The organism is Halotia branconii CENA392 (assembly GCF_029953635.1).
Classification (GTDB): Bacteria; Cyanobacteriota; Cyanobacteriia; order Cyanobacteriales; family Nostocaceae; genus Halotia; species Halotia branconii.
The window spans coordinates 4,910,814-4,935,743 of sequence record NZ_CP124543.1 but is presented as its reverse complement, the minus strand read 5'-3'; the positions used below and the strand labels follow the sequence as shown (position 1 = coordinate 4,935,743).

At 37.6% G+C, this 24,930-nt stretch carries 23 protein-coding genes; 9 read left to right on the top strand and 14 right to left on the bottom strand.

The window, feature by feature from the left end; all coding sequences use genetic code 11:
• Positions 1-68 precede the first annotated feature (68 nt).
• Positions 69-2,315: an EAL domain-containing protein gene (locus tag QI031_RS21635; RefSeq protein ID WP_281481691.1), complete on the top strand. Its 2,247-nt coding sequence runs from the start codon at positions 69-71 to the stop codon at positions 2,313-2,315.
• Between the two features lie 75 nt (positions 2,316-2,390).
• A complete protein-coding gene (locus tag QI031_RS21630; protein WP_281481690.1) occupies positions 2,391-2,978 on the top strand; it encodes a Uma2 family endonuclease in 588 nt (195 codons plus the stop codon).
• A 13-nt stretch (positions 2,979-2,991) separates the two neighbouring features.
• Here the strand turns inward: QI031_RS21630 and QI031_RS21625 are convergent, their stop codons facing one another.
• The gene (locus QI031_RS21625; protein ID WP_281481689.1) at positions 2,992-4,920 is read right to left on the bottom strand and encodes a type I restriction enzyme HsdR N-terminal domain-containing protein; all 1,929 of its coding nucleotides are present in this window, start codon (positions 4,918-4,920) and stop codon (positions 2,992-2,994) included.
• Between the two features lie 379 nt (positions 4,921-5,299).
• On the opposite strand from QI031_RS21625, the gene QI031_RS21620 reads away from it, so the two are divergent.
• Positions 5,300-6,100, top strand: coding sequence for an aspartyl/asparaginyl beta-hydroxylase domain-containing protein (locus tag QI031_RS21620; protein WP_281481688.1), 801 nt, complete (start codon positions 5,300-5,302; stop codon positions 6,098-6,100).
• Positions 6,101-6,125: 25 nt separating this feature from the next.
• On the opposite strand, the gene QI031_RS21615 is transcribed toward QI031_RS21620, so the two are convergent.
• Positions 6,126-7,154: a VOC family protein gene (locus QI031_RS21615; RefSeq protein WP_281481687.1), complete on the bottom strand. Its 1,029-nt coding sequence runs from the start codon at positions 7,152-7,154 to the stop codon at positions 6,126-6,128.
• A gap of 585 nt (positions 7,155-7,739) precedes the next feature.
• Between QI031_RS21615 and QI031_RS21610 the strand changes: the two genes are divergently transcribed.
• The 3 genes from QI031_RS21610 to QI031_RS21600 all read left to right on the top strand — a co-directional run bounded on the left by QI031_RS21610 (position 7,740) and on the right by QI031_RS21600 (position 8,756).
• On the top strand, positions 7,740-7,970 hold the full coding sequence (locus QI031_RS21610; protein ID WP_281481686.1) for a hypothetical protein: 231 nt from the start codon (positions 7,740-7,742) through the stop codon (positions 7,968-7,970).
• A 2-nt stretch (positions 7,971-7,972) separates the two neighbouring features.
• Complete coding sequence (locus QI031_RS21605; RefSeq protein WP_281481685.1) at positions 7,973-8,224, top strand: hypothetical protein; 252 nt, start codon at positions 7,973-7,975, stop codon at positions 8,222-8,224.
• Positions 8,225-8,489: 265 nt separating this feature from the next.
• On the top strand, positions 8,490-8,756 hold the full coding sequence (locus QI031_RS21600) for a hypothetical protein (protein WP_281481684.1): 267 nt from the start codon (positions 8,490-8,492) through the stop codon (positions 8,754-8,756).
• 70 nt (positions 8,757-8,826) lie between these two features.
• Here the strand turns inward: QI031_RS21600 and QI031_RS21595 are convergent, their stop codons facing one another.
• The 5 genes from QI031_RS21595 to QI031_RS21575 form a co-directional block, all read right to left on the bottom strand.
• On the bottom strand, positions 8,827-11,049 hold the full coding sequence (locus QI031_RS21595) for a dynamin family protein (protein WP_281481683.1): 2,223 nt from the start codon (positions 11,047-11,049) through the stop codon (positions 8,827-8,829).
• Between the two features lie 76 nt (positions 11,050-11,125).
• Complete coding sequence (locus tag QI031_RS21590; RefSeq protein WP_281481682.1) at positions 11,126-13,207, bottom strand: dynamin family protein; 2,082 nt, start codon at positions 13,205-13,207, stop codon at positions 11,126-11,128.
• A 16-nt stretch (positions 13,208-13,223) separates the two neighbouring features.
• A complete protein-coding gene (locus QI031_RS21585; RefSeq protein WP_281486095.1) occupies positions 13,224-13,550 on the bottom strand; it encodes a hypothetical protein in 327 nt (108 codons plus the stop codon).
• 35 nt (positions 13,551-13,585) lie between these two features.
• Entirely contained in the window at positions 13,586-13,762 is a 177-nt protein-coding gene (locus QI031_RS21580; RefSeq protein WP_281481681.1) for a hypothetical protein, read from the bottom strand.
• 592 nt (positions 13,763-14,354) lie between these two features.
• The gene (locus QI031_RS21575) at positions 14,355-14,738 is read right to left on the bottom strand and encodes a hypothetical protein (protein ID WP_281481680.1); all 384 of its coding nucleotides are present in this window, start codon (positions 14,736-14,738) and stop codon (positions 14,355-14,357) included.
• Between the two features lie 806 nt (positions 14,739-15,544).
• Between QI031_RS21575 and QI031_RS21570 the strand changes: the two genes are divergently transcribed.
• On the top strand, positions 15,545-15,928 hold the full coding sequence (locus QI031_RS21570; protein WP_281481679.1) for a response regulator: 384 nt from the start codon (positions 15,545-15,547) through the stop codon (positions 15,926-15,928).
• 30 nt (positions 15,929-15,958) lie between these two features.
• On the opposite strand, the gene upp is transcribed toward QI031_RS21570, so the two are convergent.
• The 3 genes from upp to QI031_RS21555 form a co-directional block, all read right to left on the bottom strand.
• A complete protein-coding gene (upp, locus tag QI031_RS21565) occupies positions 15,959-16,594 on the bottom strand; it encodes a uracil phosphoribosyltransferase (protein WP_281481678.1) in 636 nt (211 codons plus the stop codon).
• A 129-nt stretch (positions 16,595-16,723) separates the two neighbouring features.
• On the bottom strand, positions 16,724-17,950 hold the full coding sequence (locus QI031_RS21560) for a URC4/urg3 family protein (RefSeq protein ID WP_281481677.1): 1,227 nt from the start codon (positions 17,948-17,950) through the stop codon (positions 16,724-16,726).
• A gap of 305 nt (positions 17,951-18,255) precedes the next feature.
• Positions 18,256-19,515 (bottom strand): GTP cyclohydrolase II, encoded by a 1,260-nt coding sequence (locus QI031_RS21555; protein WP_281481676.1) that lies wholly within the window; start codon positions 19,513-19,515, stop codon positions 18,256-18,258.
• A gap of 292 nt (positions 19,516-19,807) precedes the next feature.
• Here QI031_RS21555 and QI031_RS21550 point away from each other — a divergent pair, with 292 nt between their 5' ends.
• Together QI031_RS21550 and QI031_RS21545 are read left to right on the top strand one after the other, a co-directional pair.
• Positions 19,808-20,278 (top strand): tetratricopeptide repeat protein, encoded by a 471-nt coding sequence (locus tag QI031_RS21550; protein WP_281481675.1) that lies wholly within the window; start codon positions 19,808-19,810, stop codon positions 20,276-20,278.
• 462 nt (positions 20,279-20,740) lie between these two features.
• A complete protein-coding gene (locus tag QI031_RS21545) occupies positions 20,741-22,033 on the top strand; it encodes a glycoside hydrolase family 10-like protein (protein ID WP_281481674.1) in 1,293 nt (430 codons plus the stop codon).
• 94 nt (positions 22,034-22,127) lie between these two features.
• Here QI031_RS21545 and QI031_RS21540 read toward each other — a convergent pair whose 3' ends face one another.
• The 4 genes from QI031_RS21540 to QI031_RS31615 form a co-directional block, all read right to left on the bottom strand.
• Positions 22,128-23,072, bottom strand: coding sequence for an RluA family pseudouridine synthase (locus tag QI031_RS21540; RefSeq protein WP_281481673.1), 945 nt, complete (start codon positions 23,070-23,072; stop codon positions 22,128-22,130).
• Between the two features lie 47 nt (positions 23,073-23,119).
• Positions 23,120-24,142 carry a 1-acyl-sn-glycerol-3-phosphate acyltransferase gene (locus QI031_RS21535; RefSeq protein WP_281481672.1) on the bottom strand — a complete coding sequence of 341 codons (1,023 nt, stop codon included), beginning with the start codon at positions 24,140-24,142 and terminating at the stop codon, positions 23,120-23,122.
• A 274-nt stretch (positions 24,143-24,416) separates the two neighbouring features.
• Complete coding sequence (locus QI031_RS31620) at positions 24,417-24,575, bottom strand: helix-turn-helix domain-containing protein (RefSeq protein WP_343217816.1); 159 nt, start codon at positions 24,573-24,575, stop codon at positions 24,417-24,419.
• 5 nt (positions 24,576-24,580) lie between these two features.
• Entirely contained in the window at positions 24,581-24,796 is a 216-nt protein-coding gene (locus QI031_RS31615) for a hypothetical protein (RefSeq protein ID WP_343217815.1), read from the bottom strand.
• Positions 24,797-24,930: the final 134 nt, after the last annotated feature.

Sequence of the window (24,930 nt, the reverse complement as noted above, 5' to 3'; positions counted from 1 at the left end):
CAGTTTATTTTTTATAGAAAGATTGGTGGGAACACTAAAAGAAACGGGGTTGAGCAAGGTAGTTACTTATGAGCCATAAATGTCCTATCTCCAAGACTTGTGCTTGTCGCCATGTTGTGCGTTGCCGAACTGGGGAAGCAGGTAGGCTCTTTCTCTGGTTCCCCATTTCTCATACTCTGCAAAAAGTCATCTCCTATCTACAGCAGTTCGCCCTGAAGTATGAGTTGATGCACAAGCGACCAGGACTAAGTTTGAATTGTAAACCTGGACAGGCTCAAGAAGTTGCCCATAACCTGGCTCAACTCCTTACACCGAGAGAATTAAAAGAAACGCAAGTGCTTTTCATCCGAGGATCTATCCCTATCCAGCCTCAGATTCAGGATTTTAGTGATATCACCTCATTGCAGCGCTTCATTAAGTTCAGTCAGTCAAACTGGCTAGTTGAAATGTTAGCAACAAAACGATTCACCACTCATTTCCAACCAATCGTCTTCATGGAGGATACATCCCAAATTTATGGATATGAAGCGCTCTTGCGAGGGCTGGATGAACAAGGCAATTTAGTGCCGCCAGTACCAATCTTGGAGTTAGCAACCGAAGCCGGACTTCTGCCACAACTCGACCAACTTGCTCGATTAAGCACAATCCATCAATTCAGCCGACATCAAGTAAGCGGTCACATCTTCATCAATTTTGCACCAACAACAGTTTATGACCCTGCTTTTTGTCTACGCAGTACAGTTGAAGCAATTGATACTGCTGGCATTTCCCATGAGCGAGTTGTCTTTGAAGTCGTCGAGTCAGATAATACTCAAGATTTAGACCATCTCAAAGCAGTGCTGCAATACTACCGAGATGCTGGTTTTTTAATAGCCCTTGATGACCTAGGCTCTGGCTATTCCAGTCTGAACTTGCTGCATCAGTTACGTCCAGACTTTATCAAGTTGGACATAGGATTGATCCGAAATGTACATCAAGACCTTTATAAAGCCTCGATTACCGAGAAGCTGCTAGAAATTACTCAAAAGTTAAACATTCGCACTGTTGCTGAAGGAATTGAGTGCATTGAAGAATTGAACTGGCTGCGAGAACGAGGCGCAAATTTTGCTCAAGGCTATTTGATTGCTAAACCTAATCCAGTGCCTACCACTACAACCCCTTATTTTGATTCAAGCACATTGACTGTAACCTCGGCATCTTGTAAGCAGATTGAGCAGCGTGTTCAACATCAAAGCGAGTCCGAGCGAATTGTAGCTGCTGTGACACAGCGTATCCGACAATCGTTAGAGTTAGACGAGATTTTGCAAACCACAGCAGCCGAAGTGCGACAACTGTTTGAGGTAGACCGAGTGGTGATCTATCAGTTTAAGCCAGACTGGAGTGGGTTTGTTGCTGTAGAATCCTTAGCTGAAGGCTGCATGTCTATTCTTGGATTTCACGTCATGGATACGTGCTTTCAATCTACACGTGCAGCTTACTATCAACAAGGCAATACCAGAGCAATTGAAAACATTGAAACTGCTGGATTATCGCCGTGTCACGTTGATCTCCTCAAAAGTTTAAAAATCCGGGCAAACCTTGTTGTTCCCATCTTGTATCAAAAGCGTTTATGGGGATTATTGATTGCTCATCAATGCCGTGATACCAGAAAATGGCAGCAATCGGAGATTAACCTATTTAACCAGTTAGCATCTCAAGCTGCGATCGCCATTCAACAATCGGAACTTTATCGTCAACTACAACAAGCAAATCAGGAATTACAGCGCCTTGCCAGTTCGGATGGTCTGACCCAAGTAGCAAACCGACGTTGCTTTGATGACACGTTACATACACAGTGGGAACTGTCGGTACAAGAGCAAACCTCACTATCTTTGATTTTGTGTGATGTAGATTACTTTAAGCTTTACAACGATACACATGGTCATCTAGCAGGAGACGATGCACTTAGACACGTTGCCAAGGCAATCGAGAAGGCAGTTAAACATCCTACTGATTTAGTTGCTCGCTACGGTGGAGAAGAGTTTGCGGTTATTTTACCAAATACTGATATCGCAAGAGCCATTGCAATTGCAACAGATATCCAGTCCAATGTGAATGCATTACACCTGCCTCATCCAAATTCTCAAGCCAGTGAATTTATTACACTCAGTCTTGGCTTGGCAACCATCATTCCTCATCATCACTCATCGAGCGACATATTAATTGCTGCTGCTGACTTGGGACTTTATCAGGCAAAAGCACAAGGTAGAAATTGTGTAGTACAGATGGACTGTGCAGATGTTAACACCAAATGTAGCTACATTTTCCGAGAGTGATTAAACAAAAATAAGTAAAGTGCGATCGCACCCCACACACCACTAAACTATAAAGTAAGATGCTCAGGATAGCCTATGAACACTGCTACAATAACCTTCCCTCCTATCCTCAAATTAAAAATTGAGTTGAGCGATGAACAATTTTTCCAAATGTGCCAGAAAAATAGTAATTATAGATTTGAGCGCACAGCATCAGGGGAAATCTTAATTATGCCACCTACAGGTAGTGATACTGGCAACCGTAACTTTGATCTGGCTGTTGAGTTAGGAATCTGGAATAAACAGACTAAATTAGGTAAAGGTTTTGACTCTTCAACTGGTTTTACCTTACCCAATGGTGCAAAACGTTCTCCTGATGCTTCTTGGATAAAAATTGAACGTTGGAATGCTTTAACCCCAGAACAACAAGAAAAATTTGCTCCGATTTGTCCTGATTTTGTAGTGGAGTTGCGCTCTGTTAGTGATTCTTTAAAAGATTTGCAAGAGAAGATGCAAGAGTATATTGAAAATGGCGCTCAATTAGGCTGGCTAATTGACCGTAAAAATAAGCGAGTGGAAATTTATCGTCCAAATAAAGATGTAGAAATATTAGATAATCCGACTAGTTTGTCAGGAGAAAATGTGCTGCCTGGATTTGTGTTAAATTTACAACAGATTATGTAGCTTGAATAATATCTCATCTTCCACGATGAGAATACACATGTCGTGTTTCAAAACGACTAAGTTCCCAAAGTGGTAATAAAGCCTGCTTGGCAGCATTTAACTGAGCTTGAGAAAAACGAATTTTTCCATTTTCTATAATCCAGATAAATATTCTAGTAATTAAATCTGCTTTAAAACTATTTTCATATTCACAATTATTTATTCTAACTATTTGCTGATTTAAGCACTGCATAGCATCTTTAAAATTCCAGTTTGTCCAGTCTCTTGAATTTGGTGTATTTTCCCAATTAATCCTATGCAAATTTCCTATAATATAGTCTATACCTGGAATTGAAGAATCAGTATTTCGTATTAAATCTGTAAATGCTTGGTAATAGCTGCGTAAAATTGAAGCCGCAATATTTTCAACATATCTATTTAGCCATAGCTGTATATCTTGCAGATATGGAATTAATTGTTTGATGTTATTAATCTCTTTCAAAGAAATGCGATCGCATTGATAATTTGCTAGACTTTTTGGTAACTTGGCTTCAGATAACTTAAATTTTTGAGAATAATAATCTAAAACTTTAGGAATATATTTGTTTAACAACCATTTTTGAGTATATTTAGCTGTCCAAAGACCCTGTAAACCAATATTTTGCTGCCATGAAGTCATTTCACCTATTGTAAGAAGTTGACAATGAACATCACTTATTTCATATACTATATTAATTAGATCATTAGGAACTAAAGAAAAATTTGAATTATTTTGAGGAAGAATATATGCATGATCATAAATTCCTCTACTAAGACGAATTGAGGTATCTTCTTGATGAAATATATGCCACTCTGATTTACCTTGAGCATAATTAAATTCATTCGCAAACCTCTGCATTAATTCCCAGAGTTTTGGATTGATAGAAATAAGAACAAAACCTCTGATTCCTGAAAATTCTACAAATTCAAAATCCCATGTTTCTAAAGCATTTTCAAATTCTGTAATTGATTTTTTATATTCTTGGCAAACTGCATCAATACATAAACATAAATCCGCAGTTTCTATATCTGACAAAATTATTGTTGTCTGACCTAAAGACACCTCAAAATTATTTTTATCTAACTGTTTGATAAATTGCCGACATCCCCAGTTTGCTTGAGTTTGTAATCCTGTAATTAATTTACCTAAAATATATTGATGGCTTAAGCTAATTTTTAGACTTCTTAAAGCAATGCTGCTGAACTGTATTTGAAAACCACCTTCTCTAAAAGCTGTTGGCAAGTTACACTCGATTAAAATTTTAGGTCTTACAACAGTCAAGTGGTTGATTTCTCGTTTATTAGCAGACTCAAAATCAGCTTTTGCTAAAATATTTTGTAACTCTGGATGGCGAACTAGTGCTTTTTCTGTAAAGTTACATCGAGAATGCGCCAGAATATTAGCTGTTTTTTTATCAATATTTTTAACAAAACTAAAATTAAGTTGATTATAAAATTTTGAGGCTATTTCGTGATTGATCAATAAGTTTATGTCTATATCAAAAATCAGTTCTTCTTGATGATACATAATTCGTTTGAAAACATTTATTTTATAACCATTAGTAATTATAAAAAATAATGGACTCAGATATTTATTATAAAACTTAGCTTGTTCAGTAGCTTCTTTAAAATTAGTTGTGTGTGGTTCTAAACATATAATAATAATTAAGGATGTATCTGCATTTTGTTTGGCAATATCATCAGTAGTGAAATAAAACTGAGCAATTTCTAACTTTTCTGCCTGGACTCTTGAGTTATCTATTTTTAAAGGATATTTACTACAATGATATTTATCTGGATAGCCGAGATAACGAAACATCGGCAAGGTAAATTTTTGTTCAACATCATATCCATTTTGTAAAATTCGATTATCAAAAGTCTGTATCCATTTGATAAACTGTTTAATTGACTCTGCAATAGACATCAGGTAATTCACCTATTTATATAAATTTGCCTTTGTCTAAATTATTGATTTAATTAGCAATTTATCAAGTTAGTTGAGACAATATAGTGATTGTGAATACTTTCCCAATTTGAAATATATTTTAAATCCCACCTTCACCACTCTAACTGTCACATATTAATCAAAATGTGGCACAGTAGTAGACAAGAACTTCACTTGTATTTTTTCTATCAGTATTTTCCCTCTGTAACAGTTAGGGGTGTGGAATGTGGGTTATAATATTGATGAATTAAGCATATATACTTTTATACTTTAATTTTTAGCTCGAAAATAACATAATTTGGGTTATTTTCATCAATTATGATTAATAATTAACATTTTTTGTTTAGGAGAAAATACAATGACAAATTTTAATGAATATCATTTAGACCCAAAGCAATTTCTTTTTCTTAAAAGCTTTCAAGACAATTGGCAAGTGATTAAAGATGAGTTTGCAAACTTTATGAATCATGCATCTAGTGAAGAGTTAAAGTTTATTTATGATATTTTAGGGCCTAAAAGTAAAACGATTAAGACTAAGGGTAATGCAAAATATAGTGCTTTTGGGATTTTATTTCAAGGTTTCTTTATTGAAGAATATATTCAGGTGCATCAAATACAATATCCTGATTATGAGCTAGATGATGCATCTAAAAAAGCATTGGCATTAAGAGAGAAATACTTTTTAAATTTAGCTAGGGTAATTAAAGAAGTAAATTATATCAATGATAGTGTTATCAGAAATGTATATTTTGGTACGTTTCATCCAGGCTTGGATATCAAGCTCCATGTCAACTATAACCCTCACATGAATCGTGGTTATCTAGGATTAATCGTGCCAGAGGGAGATGTGGCTATGAAAATATGCCATGAGCGACTTTATTGGCATGAAGGTAAATTCATGGTTTTAGATCACAGTTATCCACACTGTCCACATAATTATACCAATTATGACAGAACTGTTTTGGTGGTAGACTTTTTTAAACCAGATCAGCCTAGAGAAGAAGTAATACAATTTGAACGAGAGCAAGTCGCACAACGGATGCAAGATAATCCTTACAGTTTAGGTGTTTTTGGTAAAAGCGATAAAGCTAAAGTGGAAGATTTTATCAAGTATGGTTTAGCTCATCAGTTAGAGTGGGATAAAGCCTTAAAAGCTTGATTAATTCAAACACCATAAATAACTTTTAGCCTTCTACTAAATTCCAGCAATAGCCATCTGGTGCAATAAAAGAAAAACTTTTTTCTTTAAACTCATTTTCAATGATGTTTGTCAAGTTTTTTGCTTGACTGTCTTTGATGCGATCGCAATAAGTCTGTAATCCCCGCACTCGGTAGGTATAAAGTGACATTCCTAAGCTACCCGGTTGCGATGCTTCCATTTGTGATTCTAAGTTGAGCGCATCGGGAAAGCGAATGACGTAAAGTCTACCACTACGTGCAGCCATCAAGTCAGATTTGGAAGAACGAGGGTCATCAAAGGTAGTAACAATAAATTTTTCACCCGGTTGGAGATCAAAAAGATCCCGACCTGCTGGTGAAGATTCATAGCTAGTCTCAACATCATCACGCACACGCAGCAAACCCAAAACATCTTCATAAAATTTTAGGCTTTCTTTGCTGTCATCTTGAACAATAATTCCTATATGGGTAAACTGACTGGTCTTAAAAGCAGCAGTGTGATTAATTTCCCCATAGTGGGGCAGTGTATAACCAAATCGTTGAAATAGAACTTGCCGAGTTAAAGGTTGGAGTAACAACATTTCTCGCACTCCCACCGCCGCATCTGTAAAAGGTCGGCTTTTTCTTTCTTTGTTATATATGACTTCCCAGTAGGGGTAGCTATATTTAATAGCCCAACCCGCGGCTTTTGCATCTTCTGCATGATTTAAAATCATTAACAAATCAGTAGTTAAGGTGGTAGCCCAGCGATTTCCCTTAACTTTCATTGACGCTAACCCCAATCCTTGATTAGTAGGATTTTGCCAGACCATCAACCTAATCAAACCATGATCTGCATTTTGATGATAGAGGCGAATCGAGCGTAAACAGGAATTGACCCCATATAATTGATCAGCGACATCAGCAGATAATTCGCCAACTTGACCAATGCGATAGCCAAATTGCTCCCAATATTGAATCGCCACAATTGCGTCTGGGACACCAATACAGACTTCGTAGATACCTGCGATCGCAGTTTCTTGTTCTTGATTCATAAACCACTTAAAATATTAACTGATAACTGTTATACAACTACCGCTATATAAAGGAAGCATCCCACTTTTTTGAACATCATTGCGTAAAGCCTACGGCATAGCTGCGCTTAGGGCTTTAGCCTTCCCGAAGGGTACGCAACGAAGTGTGGAGTGTTCGCCGAAGGCGTTCTCGTACCCCTATGGGGAAGCAAGCTACGCGTAGCGTCTTTGTAAGGAGAAGAGTAGCAATCTCACAAGCTCGCACTACGAACAAGTCTATGCGATTGCTACCTTTCGGGAACGTCGTTCCTCCTCTGTGCGAGACGTTACGCGTAACGTCTCGTGAGAAAAGCCATGCCGTAGGCTTTACGCAATGACACTTATTTTATCGTTGCACAATAAAAACTGGGGTACATCCTATATAAAGTCTAATTGTTAAACAATAATTAGGATAAAAAGTATTTTTATTAAAAGACAGAAATCATTTAATTATGTCTATAAAAAATAGACTTCTACATAGAAACTTAATATATAAACTGCTGATAATTTGACTAATTAAGTAGAATTTAGGAGTCAAACAAATAAGGTTTTCATTTGGACATCGTTATGGCGAAGATACTAATTTACGACTTTCATTTTAATCATGTAGAAACATTGATGTATGATTTAACTCCAGCACAGGTAAAAACTTTATTTGGTGGTTTTCCTTATGCTCGTGTCTTGAGTGTTCATGATGGAATCAATCGTAAAGAATTTGAATATCATGGTGTAGGCAGCAGCCATGATAATAACTTTAATTCGATAGACAATTCAGATAAAGTTTCTATTTGGGCATAATCATGGCTAACATATCAATTTGTGACTTTCACCTGAATGAGCTAAAAACATTTATACATGATTTGGCTCCACCGCAATCAGAGACTGTATTAGGTGGTTATCTTTATGCTGAGATCATGACTATTCATGACGGCATAAATCGTCTAGAAGATAAGACTTATGGGGCATATAGTGTCCACGACAATAACTATCATTCTGTAGATAACTCAGACCAAGTTTACATTTGGACTTATCCTTATGGGTGGAAAGTATGAAGGGTGAAATGCTTCTAACTTAACCGGATACAAACTTATCTAAGAGTCAAGTCGCTTCTCTACGAGACGCTGCGCGTAACTTGCTTCCCCGCAGGGGTACGCTCCAATTAAAAATTAAAAATTATTAATTAACAATTACAATAAATGGGGGCTTGTACCCAGAATTAATTGAAAATTATCTTTATTGTTAATTTTTAATTTTATAGTTTTAATTTTTAATTCAAAAAAGTCAAGCTGTTCATAACCTGACCTAGAAATTAAAAAAATGGCTAAAATAGCAATTTCTGACTTACATCCTGTTGATGCAAAGCCGTTTTTGCACGACCTAATTTCAGCACCAGAAGATACCAAGTTAGATAGTTGTTTTCAGTATTTGTGGGGTGGTAATTCAAAGCTTGATTTAACCACTGTTCATGATGGGATAAACAACACATCATCTACATCTCATGGCTCTTTTGGTCTGTATGACAACAATCTTTTCACCCTTGACTTTTCCAGATTGACTATTAATTTAATCTTCTGGACAGTCTAATTTATTTGATAATTACTAGTTGACTTTTACAGAGATGTGCAAATAGTTATATCTATTTGCACATTTTTTATCAGTTATGTATTTCCGATAAAATCGTATAGGCTTCATTAATGAAGTGCATTTTTTCTTGTGCTTGTTTTTGCTGTTGTGACTTATTGACAAATAAATCTGGATGCCATTTTTTGACTAAAGTTCGATAAGCCTGTTTCACTTCAGTCAAAGAAGCATTTGTTGGTAATCCTAAAATGTTGTACGCATGAGCGATTTTATCTTTTTCTACTTGTGTTTTAGGTTGTTGAGGTGCTGTCTTGGTTTGATTTTTCTGCTGTTGTTTACCTGTATGAGAACCAGGAGAACGCATTTCAGCTTTCATTCTTGCTATTTCTTCATCAAGTTCCCAATTACGAAATTTAGCCTCAATTTCTTCTGGGCGTGGAGACGGCGGAGGTGGAGAAACTCGCTGACGCGGAGATTCTACTTTTATATTAGTATTCTTGGCAAAATTTTCTTGTTGTTGCTGTTCACGAGGAGTTTTAGTAGAATAAGTCGAAACTTTTTCTGGTTGAGGGAAATACTCTCGTTTAGTATTGTTGTGTTTGAGTATCTCTGGATATAATTGATAATTTAAGAAGATTTTAGATGTTGCTAATTCTCTTTGCAACTGATTAAAATTGTTTATTAATCTTTGTAATTCTTCACGCTTTTGGATAACTTCTAATGGTTCTTGAGCAACTTCAAAACAAATAATTTTTATAGCTTGCTGCTCATAAGCTGCTAAGGTTGATAATCCTTGATAACTAAAGCGAGAAAAATAATCTTCAATCGCTACTATACAAATTTTAGCAACTTGCTGATGATAAGATTCATTGGCTAATTTTTCATCTTCTTGTTGAAGATTCTTATTTAGTAAATAAGAAATACTGCCCACGACAGCGGCTCCTACAGGGCCACCCAATAACCAACCAATACCCCCACCAACAGCTATAGAACTAGGTTGACTCAAATCATCGCTATTGTTGGGTCTAGGAGGTAACGTTACCTGCGGTTCACTAGGAAAAGAAATGGATAAATCTTCTGGTCGTTCTGCTTGGAAAAAATTATAAGCTTGATAAAGCCATTTGACTACAGCTAGTTGTAATTCTGTTAAATCTTTTTTTAAAACATTTGTTTGCCAAGACTTAAAGTTATTTTCTACTAATGCTACTGCGGCATCAGCTTGATATTTTGCAAATAAGTTGGGTAAGGCTAGCCACTCGCGTAATTCTCTACTACTATTAATAAAACCTTGGTTAATTAAATTAGCAGCTTTTTGTTTTATTTCAATTTTAGTATTTTGTTTTTCATCAAAAGATTGTATTTCAATTAGTATCGGATCAATTTTAGCTTTTAATGATTGTTGAATTTGATCTGCGATCGCCTGGACTCTGGGCGATCGCACATCGCCACGATTTTGTTGTAAAATGCCTACAATGTTTTGCAAGGCTGCTTCAAAAGCGACTAAACCACTACTAGTTGCAGCAGCGACATCACCTTTTAATCTAGCTCTCAATGCAGGTAAGGCATCAACACGATATAAATTACTAAACCCTGGAGGTAATGCTGCTCGAAAACTTTCTGCAACAAACAATAAACGATTTTGAACTTGCTTTTGCTCGTCGGGTTCAAGTAAATTAATAAAATTAGCGACAAAAATAACTGTTTTAATCCCTCGGTCTAATAACCAATCTCGCAAGTTTTCTCGCTCACCCAAAGTCATTAACTTACGTGCGTCTAGCAACTGAACTACTAAATCTACACCTAAAAGTTGTTTCTTAACTAAATTATCTTGTTCTTCTCTGTCATTAGTTCCTGGTAAATCAACAAATTCTACACCAGTTTCTAAAAAAGGGTGAGGACAAAAAACTTCCACAGATGCTACATCTTTTCGCATCTGTCTATTACCATCTAAAATCGCAAACTGTTGTAAAATTTCTGTACCACTGCGGTAGACTTCTGTTCCATTTATCAACATGATCCGAGTCCGCACATCAGAGCCATATTTAACAGTAATTGCCGCACCTGTTGTAGGAATTAAATCAATGGGTAACGTGCGATTTTCCAGTATGGCATTTAGCAAAGTAGACTTGCCATGATTAAAGGGGCCAAAAACCGCAATCCGAAAGTTGGGATTAGCCAGATGATTACAGACGGTAATTACATTTTGATGTATTTGTGATGTGCTATTTAAATTTAATAAGTCAGATGCAGATTTGAGAGATGCTGCTAGATTTTTATAATTTTCAATTTGTGACATATTTTTATATTATATTTAACGCCACAGATAAACGTAGGTAGTTAATCTGCGTTTATCTGGAGTTTCGTTATTTAATTTAACTATAATAAGCCAACAAGTTGCTATACGCAGCCTCAATTTTTTGTAATTGAGCTATGACATCTTCTTGTAAGCGTTTCAAACGTTTGAACTCACTCTCACGATTAATTTCTCTGGTTTCTTTTTGCTTGACTAAATTATCTAACTCGGATTTACGAGATAGAATATCGTCGTTAATCCGCTTATTAACTTCTCTTTCGTAAGAGTCGAAACATTCTTTTACAGCATCGTACACAGTCTGTGATTGCTCATGTGCTACTTGCGGTAGATATTTTACCAGTTCTTTTTTAGCAGTTTTAACTAACTCTTTACGAGCTTGATCTGCTTGCAAAAATCCGACTCCTAAACCCAATAGAGCAAACCCAATAGGCCCTAAAAAAACACCTGTTACTGCTGTAATTATTCCACCGATGCCAATGACAGTAAAGTAATTTAATAAAATATTCTTCCAATCAAATCCAGCACCAGCTAATGCTACACCTGCTAAGTTTCCTTTCGACAAAGATAACAATCCCATTGCCCATTTTGCCCATCCAGGAGAATTACTATCTTCTGTATTAGGCGTGGCGTTAATTTGGACTTTTTGTCCAGTGAGTTTTTCGGTGATTTGATCTGTTACTTGATTATAAGATGCACCATATTCTAAAGCACTGCGAGAAAGTTGTTTAAAAGCTGAATTAATCTCTTTTTCAGCAGTTAAAGTCCATGCAGAAAATTTATCGCTGATGTATTGTTCAAAGGCTTTTTGCAGTGCGGCGTTAAATGCATCTCGTTTACCGCTACTGAGGAAGTCAAGCAGATTTAATTCTGGTTGATAGCGTAAAAAGTCAGTTTCAAAAGTATTACCTAAATTTAAAACATAACTGCGAAATGATTCAGAAATTGTTCTCGATTGAGTGTCTCTTGTGTTGATAATTTCTTTTTGAAATTGATCTCGAATACCTGTAAGTTTATTAAACTCTGGTTCTACTGAATCGATCCGTTTTTTTAATTCATCTACATCTTGATCGAGTAATGGTATGCGTCTTGCAACTGCTTCACTAATATGATTGACAGCTTGTCTAGCTAAAGTTCTGACTTGACGGAGTTCTGCGATCGCCCGTTCTCTGGTTAAGAAAGTATTTAGCGCTCCCATAAACCCAGGAAAGCCAGTTCCTGCTAAGTCAGCTTGGGGATTTTTCAACCGCCGTCTGAGTGCTTGAATGGACGAAAGTTCAAACACGCGTTCGTCATAAATATTTTGACCATCTACATAACAGTATTCTGCCAAATTAGCGCTAAATACTTGTCTTAGTCTATCTTCAGATGCTGTCAATTCTTCCATATCGTCAGGATCAATCAATGATTCTCGCACCTGATCCCAAGCATTAATTAAGAAGAAAACTGTTAGTCCTCGACCTTTGATATAATTTTCTAGATAGCGACGCTCACCTAAAGTACATGGTTGTGAAGCTCTCATTACAAATAGAATCGCATGACAATTATTGACATAACCTAACGATAATTCGTTACGTGCTTCTGTATCATTTAATCCTGGACTATCAACAATTTCAATTCCTTTTTCTAATAGTGGTAAGGGATATTCAACAACTGCATACTCTACATCAGGAAACGCTTGTTTTTTCTCTTGCTCTAATTTTTTGGCTTCAGTCGGGTCAATCGTATATTTATATTTAAAGCTTTGAAAATCTAGCTGTTGTGGACTTTTACCATCATTAAAATGAATGGTGACTGTTTTCTTTGCACCATAACGTAAAACTGTTAAGACTGCGGTACAGGGATTGACATCACTAGGTAATAAATTTTCTCCAATTAAGGCATTAAGAAACGTGCTTTTTCCTCGTTTCATATCGCCTAAAACCAAAAGTCTAAATACACCTTTTTGAAGGTTTTTACTAGCTATAATGATATCTTCAATATCTCGTTCTAAACTGAGCTTCCCTGATGAAGAATCCCCAGCTAATTCAGCTTGATTGATGGTATGTGCAAGTTGATTTAAACATTCAGAAATATCTGAACGTACTTGAGAAACACGTTCTAAATCTTGCAGAAATCTATCAGATGTTACTTGGTCGGTCATAGTTATTACACCTTAATTAAAAATTATGGTTTTTGGATTCAAAAAATAGTTTGTAAGATACTCCTACCAAAACTGCGACAATCAGAATACCAGCCAAAACTGAGGCTATTCTGACCGCAACTAGCGCCGCTACACCTAAAGCAAATAATTTTCCACCGAGGATAACTTTTTTCATCCACGGCTGGGAAGAATTTTCTGGCTGATGTTTAATAGTTTGATGAATAGATGCATTGGGAATATGGATATCAGCTTCCATTTTCCGCAGTCGTAATTCAACTTCTCGTTCTCGTAGTATACGTTCCTGTTGTTCTAGTTCTTGATAGCGATCGCCTTGAGATGTCATCCGTGTCCACCCTAATATAGGACAATGAAATGGTGTCAATTATCACCCATTAGTTTAATGTATATTAGCTTACGTAAATATTTGCCAACCACAGTAAAATCACTATCGTAGTCATCGAAAGGCGACGGCAAATCTACTTCTTCTTTTTCAGAGACGTTGACGCGAATGAACAGTGGGATGGATACTTTGGCTACTTCGACTGCGCTCAGCACAAGTACGCTCAATGCATCGCTGACAACTGACCACTGACACGAAATCCCGTCCCTTCCAGAGGTGGAATTAACTTAACACTACTTGATAAATATAGGACTCATATTTGATTTTTGAAAAAATTCAGTACACCTCAAAGAGTCTTATTTCCTGTTAAGAGTTCCCCGTCTACGCAAGTAATTTCATAAATCAAACCGAATTTCTATATACGCTGAAAGTTGGATTCCACTCAGTACACTCGCTTTCCGGAAAATTAGAGCAAAAATAACTATTTTTTCTGATTATTTCATGCGTAAGCGTAGAGAGGATGAAAAATTTGAGATTTTAGATATATTAATTAATTTTATGCTTTGTTTGTGCAACGCTCCGGCAGAGGCGATCGCATGGGCGAAAATACTTCTAGAATCAAAAAGAGGTTTTCACTTTGTTTAAAACTAAAACAGTTACTTTTCAGTAAAAAAATTAATTTACGAAATAATCAATAAGTTGAAGATTTTGGTGAGTATTTGATTACAAAAATGCTATTAAGACTTCGACAAACAAAACGCACAAACTAAAATGGTACTTGTATCAGCTCACTGGCACTTTGAAAAACTAGTACACTAAGTTGCCAGTACCACGTAACTGTCGCAAAGAGTTGATGCAAAATGGACAGTCGCACTTAAATAACCTAATTGCAGCGTCGCTTTCTTCATCTGTAAAATCAAGTTCTGCAACTGTGCTATCAGATGCTTGGGCTGTAATTACTGCCGATTTGGGTGCAGGAGCAGCTTTTGGATCTCTCTCAGAATCTCGAATACACACGAAGTTCTTAAAACCGTGGGGATTACTGATACAGGTACGATTATCATTGGTGTGTATTAATCGCTGGGTCAGGTTAACACTAGCATGGGCTGGATTGATTACCCCCAGCGTAGATATTAAGGATGTAAAAATTGAGGAACTGGCAAACAAATTAAGGATGAGCTTTTTGTTCATAAACTTCCTAAAAAAAGGTATCTGACCGTCTAGGTTATTCGATTCATTATCAAAGATCAAGTCAATTTTGGAAATAACCTAACCCAATTATAAATAACCTCAATTTCTTGGATTACCTAACGGCTAGTCTGCGTCTGGCTGTACCTCTAGCATTTGCGGCTTTGGCAGGATTGTACTCTTAACGGTCAAGAGTACTTAATCGCCCTGGTTGAAAAAGAATTAAGCTCCTCCTGCTATAAATTTATGATGATGCTACCTACGCGATCGCTATACTGGCATTAGTAGGATTAGCTGGCAAATCTAAGCCTTCTAAAGTAGTAAGTATTCCTGCTTTTTCAAAAGAAGATAAGTTTGATTAACTACTCAGTAAATATTTAAACTATAATTACAATTACATATAGACAAAATGTATATTTATAAGGATAATGTCAATATTTGCTTGATATTTCCATTAATTTGTTAGTGTTTACCCTTAAATTTAGAGTAAAAACTAACTCAAGGAATCATATACAAATTAGTTAATGTCAAGCCGCACTCCGTCGCCTAGAGGAAGGCTCTTATACCGTTTAACTTTAAAGTTGATACATTTGGGCAAGTAGGGGGAGTAGCACTTCGGCTACGCTCAGTGACAGGTAGCAGAGGAGGCAGGGGGAGTAAAAAAAGTAATTTGTATCAATAATTTCGTGAAACGGTATTACATCTCCAAAACACGTATCACAAAAAATGACTTTACTAAAAAGTTATTCATAAACTTGCATATTAATAGTCTAGGTATATAGCCTTTCGTTAAAGGTGAATAATTGCTTATGGATGAACAGCCCTTAATTTTAGTTGTAGAACAAAATCTACATAATTTAGAACTCCTAGATTCTCACCTCAAAACATTAAATTTATCGTGCATTTGTGCTAAACAAGGAGTGAGGGCAGTTATATTAGCACAAACTCATAAACCTGACCTCATCCTATTAGATATGATGTTGTCTGATCTAAACAGCAGCCAAGTAATTGATTATCTCAAGCAAGACCCAAAAACCGCAGCAATTCCAATTATTGCGCTATTACCTTCAACATTAGCGCCAAATTACAATCACCGGATCTCGACAGGTGCAGATGATTATATCGTCAAACCCTACGATTTCAGTAAATTAGAATTTGTGATTATGAGGTATCTCAATCGGCCAAATTTCTAAAAGTTCACATAACTGAATTTTACTATTAACTTATTTTGTGCCAAACAAGCGATCGCCTGCATCTCCTAATCCAGGAATAATATAACCATGTTCATCTAAATAATCGTCAATAGCAGCAGCATAAATAGGAACATCAGGATGTACTTGACAAAAATGTTCAATTCCTTCTGGTGCTGCAAGCAAACAAACAAATTTAATTGATGAAGGATTAGTTGATTTTAATCTTTCTACGGCTGCAACAGCAGAATTACCAGTGGCTAACATTGGGTCAACGACAATCATATCCCGTTGCTCAACATCATGGGGAACCTTAAAATAATACTCTACAGGAATCAATGTTTTGGGGTCACGGTATAAACCAATATGCCCCACCCGTGCAGATGGCATCAACTCCAGCATTCCATCCAAAATTCCTTGACCTGCCCGCATAATAGACACTAAAACTAGCTTTTTATCTGGTGCAAGTATCGGTGCATCCATTGGGGAAAGAGGTGTTTTAATCAGTTCATATTTTAGTGGTAAATCTCGCGTGACTTCATAAGCTAACAACAAACTAACTTCTTTAAGAAGATTGCGAAATTTTTTCGTACTAGTTTCAGCTTTACGCATGAGCGTTAGTTTATGCTGAATTAATGGATGTTCAATAATTGTGACTTGATTTTGCATATTTTAGTCAATAATCAATAGCAAATTCGTGAGGATGCGTTAGCCATTGGTATAATACATTAATAGTTTTTTAATTACGAATTACGTTAGCGCAGCGGTAGCGACGCAGGAGCGTCATTACAAATTAAATTAAAACACTGTGCCATCGCTGGCAATTTGTATTGGTGATTTACCAGATGTTCTAAGTTCAGCAGCAATTTTCCGCCCTGCTGTCCAGGTTCCCCCTTGCAATATTTTCACTAGTGGTAATTCTTCTGCATTCATACCTAACTTTTCGCGGACTGTAACAGCAATTTGATCTAAAAGAATTACAGTCAAAGCACGCCATTCAACTATAACTTCTGATGCTACAGAATAAGATGAGTTAAATATTTCTAGATGTTTAGCACTAATTAGCCCCAAGTCAAGACATAATCCCCCGTTACGATATTCTGGTAATCCAGTCAGAGTATTTAGCCCAGTGATTTCTAAACCTAATTCTTGTAGTGGTTCTAATAAAGAATATGTTAGCCATTGCGAAAGTTTGTGAAATGGCACGAAGCCATCGTTAGCAACAGCTGGATGTTGCCAAACATCACCAAGATTTACTCCAGCAACTTCTAATCTTCCCGGCCAAATGTCACTGAGTCCTTCTAGAACTGTACTTAACACTGTTGCAGCGGCTAACTGCCGATTTGAAGATTTTTCCCAGAGATAATTTACTAAATTACCTGGACGGGGATTCTCATACCCAAATAAATGAGGTGAAGAGATTAACACCCGACCTAATTTTTGTAATAATTGCGATCGCCCTGAAATACCTACTAATGGATTTTCTGTAGTTACTTGTAACCCCTGAGCGATTTCTGCCTCTGTTAAGGCTTGTAATTTTTGAGCATCAGCTTGAGGTAAACTCTGACTAGAAAAAGTCCCTTGACAAAACATTTGAAAACTAGCAATAGCTAATCCTTCAGAACGCCCCAAATTTAAATTAGTTTCCTGCTCATAATAACGCCAACTATCACCTGCACCAGCATCTAACAAAACACTAATAATTGCTAAATCAAACTTAGCAGCAGCTTTTTCTAAAGGTGTGAGTTCTGCTAACTGAGTATTTAATTGCGCTAATCGTGGTATATTTCCAACTTCAAAATGTCGCCAACGACTATGAAAGGGAATTTGTAGATTTGGATATTCACAACCCATGACCTCAATTACATAATCTGCTATCCTTCCCAGCTGAGTCAAATCACAACTAAAATGACGCGAGTGACCTGAATTTACCCATGTAAACACTTGCCCACATCGTTCTCTAATAGCAGTTGGAGAGCGAAGATAGGCAATTAAATCTTTCGCCTCTGTGATTCTTGTTTCCACTCTAGATACACCCCAAAATTAAAACCAATATTTGCGTTGTTTTATTGGGCTGCGCTGCGCTTAAATGCCACTTGCTACAACACAATAAGCTAATAGTCATTTAAATTGCATCATATTAATGGTAATCAAAACTGCAAACCCTCTCCCTTGCCCCCCTGCTGCCTCAATGTGCAAATTAAATGTTTAACAGCTTAGCTCCCCAACCTTATTTTCTCTGTGTTCTCTGCGTCTCTGTGGTTTAAAAGTAGTTTTTTAACCGCAGAGGCACAGAGTACACTGAGGATAAGAAGTGAAAAAGGGATACTTTAGCCTTCTAGCGATCGCCCCTTAATATCAGCTAAACTATCTGCATCTAAAACATCTCCTGTGGTGTAATAACCGGCAGCTTTTTTCGCTTCAATTTCTACCCGTGCATCTTGAGGAACCAAATCTTCTGGAATTGCTACTCTTTCGACAATTTCAATTCCCGATTCCGTAATAGCGTTGTATTTCATGTTACTCATCGACACCATACGGTCAATGCGGGTAATACCCAACCAATGCAATACATCCGGCATGAGTTCTTGAAAGCGCATATCTTGCACACCCGCCACGCACTCTGTGCGAGCAAAGTAAGCATCAGCGCGATCGCCTCCTTCTTGACGCTTGCGAGCATTATAAACTAAAAATTTTGTCACTTCGCCCAAAGCCCGGCCTTCTTTGCGGGAATAGACAATTACACCTACACCACCTGACTGTGCTGTTTCCACGCATACTTCAACACCATGTACTAAATAGGGGCGACAGGTACAAATATCAGAACCAAACACATCAGACCCGTTACACTCGTCATGCACACGTACCGCTACGGGTTTATGCGGATCTGTAATTGCACCCAGATCACCGACAATGTAAACCGTTAACCCGCCGATGGGTGGTAGAAATACCTCTAAATCTGATCGCGTTACCAGTTCTGGGAACATCCCCCCAGTTTGTTCAAATAAAGCCCGCCGCAAATCTGCTTCTGAGATACCGAAACGTTTAGCAACTCCGGGTAAATACCAAACAGGCTCAATTGCTGCTTTGGTAACGACTAAATCACCGTTAGGCTTCATAATCTGCCCATCTACCTGTAAGCGTCCTTTGCTGACAGCATCTAGGAGTTCTGGCATATTGATATGAGCTTGGGTGATAGCGATCGTCGGGCGGATATCGTAGCCCTGCTGATAGTAAGATGCAAATACCTCAGATGCGATCGCCCCAAAAGGATCGAGAGAAACAATCTTTTCTGGATCAGCCCAACTGGGATGAGGACCAATGTGTTCTACAGGCGATGTATTTGTTAAATCTGGTCGATGATCGGATTGTAAAGCCCCGCTAGCAACCGCTAAAGCCCGGTAAATTGCATAACTACCAGAATGAGTACCAATAACATTACGATGTGTCTGCTTAGCCAGTGTTGCAATTACTGGACCGCGTTGCATCGGCTCAGCTGCTCCCCATTGAATAGGAATTGGCTTAGTCCCAGAGCGACTAGGATGGGACGTGAGAACAATATGCCTAGAAACACTATTTGGCTTGGGCATAATTATCGATCTTTTTGTGATGTTTTTATGAACTATTAGTTACTACGTATTTGTCAACTACCAATAGCTAGTTTTGGTTTTCAAAAGTTTGATATCCTGATGACCAATCACTTCTAACTTGATATGTCGAGGTTCGTATTAATAGTATTGGTTAATACCAGAAATAACACATTGATTGCTTAATCCGCAATTGTTGTGTGAGAATTTTAAAGAGGTCTTTAAAATTGACTTAGTAGATTCTCTGCAAAAATTGATAGGTTTATACAAAGATACAATTACAAATTTCAAATTTATGGATTCTTTATCTATTAATTCTTTACTTGAAGATTTGAAAAACCCCGATGTCGCAATTCGTGAGCAAGCAACAAAGAAACTGTGGCGCATTTGGTTTCAGCAAAAGGGAATTTACGGTTTAGAAAGAATTGACCAGAGTCAAAAGTTACTTGATGCTGGAGAAATGAATGAAGCCGAAACGATGTTGACAGAACTGATTAAAGATCAACCAGATTTTGCTGAAGCGTGGAATCGACGTGCTTTTCTTTACTACAGCATGGGTAATTATCAAAAGTCACTAGCAGACTGTCAGATGGTGATCCAGATTAACCCAGTACATTTTGGCGCACTTCATGGTATGGGTTTGTGTTATGCCGCCCTAGGACGGTATGGAAATGCTATTAAAGCTTTTAAGCGTGCTTTAGATATCCAGCCTTATTCCTTGGTAAATCAGAAGTTAATTTTAGAATGTACACTCAGACTCAGCTAAAACAGTAGTCAAAAGACTACATTTTTTATTATATGTATCTTTCATCACCTTTATATTTTATTGCACAGCCGCAAAATCAGGCATTCGAGGAATAATAAATAGATTCCTTGTATAAATCTTTGCTGTTTCCCTAAATCCCTCTCGCCTCTCTGTGAGAGGGACTTTGAAATTGGCTTTCTGTTTGGTAATTTTGGGAGAAGGCATTGAGGATAGATTTTGTATTTGTGCTACGTACTAAAATTTAATAATTGCTGATCGCCAGAAATAGCTCTACTCAAAGCTAAATAGATATATTACTGAAATTACAAGCCATATTAGGCACTAATAAGCTACTTACTTCGTCAGCTATCTTGCTGTACTAAATCTGCATCAGATCAACTGATGCAAAATTTTCGATGCACCATATTGAAAAACAACCAGCAATTAACCAGTTCTCTAGTAAGCATAAATGCTTGTAGACTAATGGCTAGTAGATTCTCTGCTCAAAGCGTGCAGCAGCACATTTGCGTAGCTAACGCATTATTGAAACCGATGAAATTAAGTTTTCTTTCCCAAGGTTGGCTAAGTAGACATGTAGCTGCTTGTCGTCAGTCGTTGCTTAAATACCTTTTTTTGCTTCTCTTTTTGATATCGTTCATGACAGTATTGCTGGTGAGCAACTTCACTCCAGCTACTGCACAGCTACCCCGTCAAGAAATTCGCGGGGTTTGGATGACTAATAATGATCTCCACATCATGAAGGATCGTGCCAAAGTTAAGAATGCTGTCAGTCAACTGCGGCAGATGAACTTTAATACAATTTATCCTGTAGTGTGGAACTCTGGCTACGTCATGTATCCCAGCACTGTAGCACAACGTACCCAGATTCAACCCTTTGTCTTTCGAGGCTCAGATGGTCATGATATTCTTGCAGACTTAATTAATCAAGCCCATCGCCAGGGACTGCTGGTGATTCCTTGGTTTGAGTTTGGTTTCATGGCTCCTCCAACATCAGAACTAGCATTGAATCATCCAGACTGGTTTACGCAAAAGCGGGACGGTAGCGATACTTCAATCAGCGCAGCTGGTGAGGTAATGTGGCTCAATCCTTTTCATCCCCAAGTGCAGCAATTTATCACTAGTCTTGTATTAGAAATTGTCAGTCAATATGATGTCGATGGTATTCAGTTTGATGACCATACGAGTTTACCTCATGAATTTGGCTACGATCAATACACGGTTGATTTGTACACTCAAGAAACTAAAAAAAACCCTCCCACCAATTCCCAAGATCCTGATTGGGTGCGCTGGCGGGCAGATAAAATTACGGCATTTATGGTACAACTCAATCAAACCGTAAAAGCTCGGAAACCAAAAGCAATTTTCTCCGTTTCCCCCAATTACTATAATTTTGCTTACAAGTTTCAACTACAAGATTGGCTTAACTGGATGCGGCTGAATATTGTAGATGAGCTAATTGTGCAAATTTATCGTCCTGATTTAGAAAGTTTTATCGCTAATATTTCTCGCTCAGAAATTCAAGCAGCTCAACAAGTGATTCCTACGGGAGTTGGAATTATGGCAGGATTGCGAAATCGCCCAATTCCTATCCGACAAATTCAGTCTCAGGTGCGAGCTGCTCAAGGACGCGGTTTGGGTGTAGCTTTCTTTTATTTTGAAAGTCTTTTGAATTATGCGCCAGAACCTTTAAGCGAGAGACAAGCTGGATTTCAAGCTCTCTTTCCTGCTCCTGCATATCGCTCTGCTAGGGAATAGTGGAACGAAAAGGGGCTAGGAACTAGGGGTTAGGGACTAGAGTGGTGTATTGAATTGATCAGAAAACCGCTATACACAAGAAGTCTATTAAAGATTAAGAATAAATAGTACTTCGTCGGCGGAGAACTTCTAGCAGAGTAGTGAATGTTTGGGGAGGAGATGCTGTTACCTCGATGACATTTTTAGATATAGGATGCTGAACTTTTAATCGCCAAGCGTGCAGTGCTTGACCCGGCAAATTTACCCCTACCGAACGACCGGAACCATAAACTGAATCGCCAACAATAGGATGACCGATTTTGGCACTATGGACACGAATTTGATGGGTGCGTCCCGTTTCTAGTTGGAAATGAATTAATGTATAGTTACCCAAGCGTTCTTGTATTTGCCAATGAGTAACGGCAAATCTGCCGCCTTTTTCTGTGGAGATAACTGCCATTTTTTTGCGGTCTTGAGGATTGCGACCAATTGGTAAGTCGATAACGCCACTTTCAGTTTTTGGCGCACCGTAAACCACGCCTAAATATTCTCGCCGTGCAGTTTTCGCTTGGAGTTGAGCTTGCAGACTTTGATAAGCAATATCTGTTTTGGCAATAGCGATCGCTCCTGTTGTATCTTTATCTAATCGATGGACAATTCCTGGACGTTGGACTCCCCCAATTCCGGGAAGATGGGGACAATGTGCTAATAAAGCATTTACTAATGTACCATCTGGATGACCGGGTGCAGGATGGACGACTAAACCAGCAGGTTTATTAAGAATAATTAGTTGGTCGTCTTCATAGAGAATATCTAGAGGGATTGCTTCTGCTTGTAATTCTAAAGGTTGCGCTTCTGGGATTTCTAGAGTGATGCGATCGCCTATCTTGATGTTAATCTTTTTAGTTGTGCAAACTTGACTATTAAGTTGCACATTACCTTGTTCAATTAATTGTTGAATCCGAGAACGAGATAAATCTGGTAATTCTTCGGCAAGATAGCGATCAAGACGTTCGCTATTTTCTTCGACTTGTTCGACTTGTAAATTAAATTCGGTCACAGTTGCTCTGGATTAATTCCCCGTTCTTTAAGTCAAAATGATTTTGATCACTTCAACAATTGATTAGTTTGAATTTGCAGTTTTTCTCGTAATTGTTGAGCTTGCTGATAAACTGCTGCACGTCCTTTAGCTGAATTAGTTTCTAGACCTGCTGGTTCTAAAGGTTGAATAAAGTAACGCAGACGAGTTCTCATAGCCCAAACTCCCATTGAGGGAAATAAAATCAAGACTAGCATTAAGGGCGATATGGGTAAAAATGGTAACTTGAATAATCGTTGTAATTTTTTGAGATTAATAGTCCAAGGATGCAAAGATTCATTACCAATGCAAACAACTGGCAAAATCGGAATATGATAGCGATCGCTCAACTGAATAAAACTGATATCAAACTTTTCTAGTTGATAGCGTTTTTTCCAACCTTTTAGCGGCCCGCGTACACCTTCGGGTGCGTATAAAAGAATTTTACCTTGGGCGATCGCTGCTTCAAAATCATTTAACTCTGCTCGTACGCCGCCTAAAACTTGCGACCATTGAGATGGTAACCACCAAATCATCCAAGGATGCTCAAATAATACTGGATTTGCGAGGAACTGTACTTCCCATCCTCGTGCATCACCCAATAAGTAACCCAAGGTCAAAAAGTCCCAAGGAAAGGACATACCTGCATGATTCATGGCTACAATCATTGACCCTGCTGGCGGTAAGTTGGTAATATTTTGTAATTCTCCCCGAAAATAGTATTTAACAATAGGAGCTAAAACTTCTTGACGAAAAGCTTGTTGATATTTGGAATTAAATTCACCTACTTCTTGACGTGGTGAACGACAACCTAAACGCAACCATCGACTGAGTAAAGCCAAATAAAAACCGCCAGGAATCAAAAATAATCCGTATTCCAGCCAATTCCAGCCATCTGGATGATCGTGATAATGTTGCCAGTGGCGATTAAATAAAATTAGCCAGCCTGGGGGATACCACAAGCAAAACCGATCAAACCAGCTAAATTCATAGCTGGTATTTAATGTCTCTAGTTGGCGGTTGAGGATATTTTCTGAATGTTGATTAATCACAAAATAGGTGTGGATTACACAACAATTATAGTTAAAATCTTAATTTAGCTTTAAAGACCGATGATTTGCATCCCACTGTAGAAGTAAAATTAATTACTTATTGAACAACAACAAGATCCCCGACTTCTTTGAGAAGTCGGGGATCTAAGGCTCTCGTTCTTTCACTTCATCTCTAACACAGCAAAATGTTTCAATAGATTGTCTTTACTGGGACTTCGATTAAGAGCAATTCTCAGTAGGATAGTACCAGCAATATAAGAATTGACGATCGCTGCTAAATAAATAATGCTGGAGAAACATTAAAAAATTCTCCCAGGGCTTTTGCTTGCTCTTTACTAATTGCTCTTTTCTCGTTGACAACTTCTGAAACAATTTCTTTAGAACCAATAATTCTTACTAAATCAGATTGTTTAATTTCTCTTGCTTCTATCAAGTGTTTTAAAATTGCAGTAGGAGATGCTTATTTTCAAACTCTTCAACTAAAGTAACTAAAAGTTGCAGTATAGCAGTCTGCTCTGGTGTTCGATATTTGTAAGCCATCAATTTTTCAATAGCTTCTAGAGTGCGATCGTATTCTTCTTCTGTAACGATAACTTTAGGTTGAAACTCAACTAAAAGTTGACTGTAAGTGGTTGTACTGAAATAAGTAGTCATATATCTTCTCGCCTGCTTGGCGGCGACCCAATAATTAGGAGAATTGTCGCCCGTTAGTTGTCAAGGTTATTTTTTGAGCTTCATGCCATCTTCTATAATTGATAGAACCTGCACAACTAAATCTTAGGCATGAA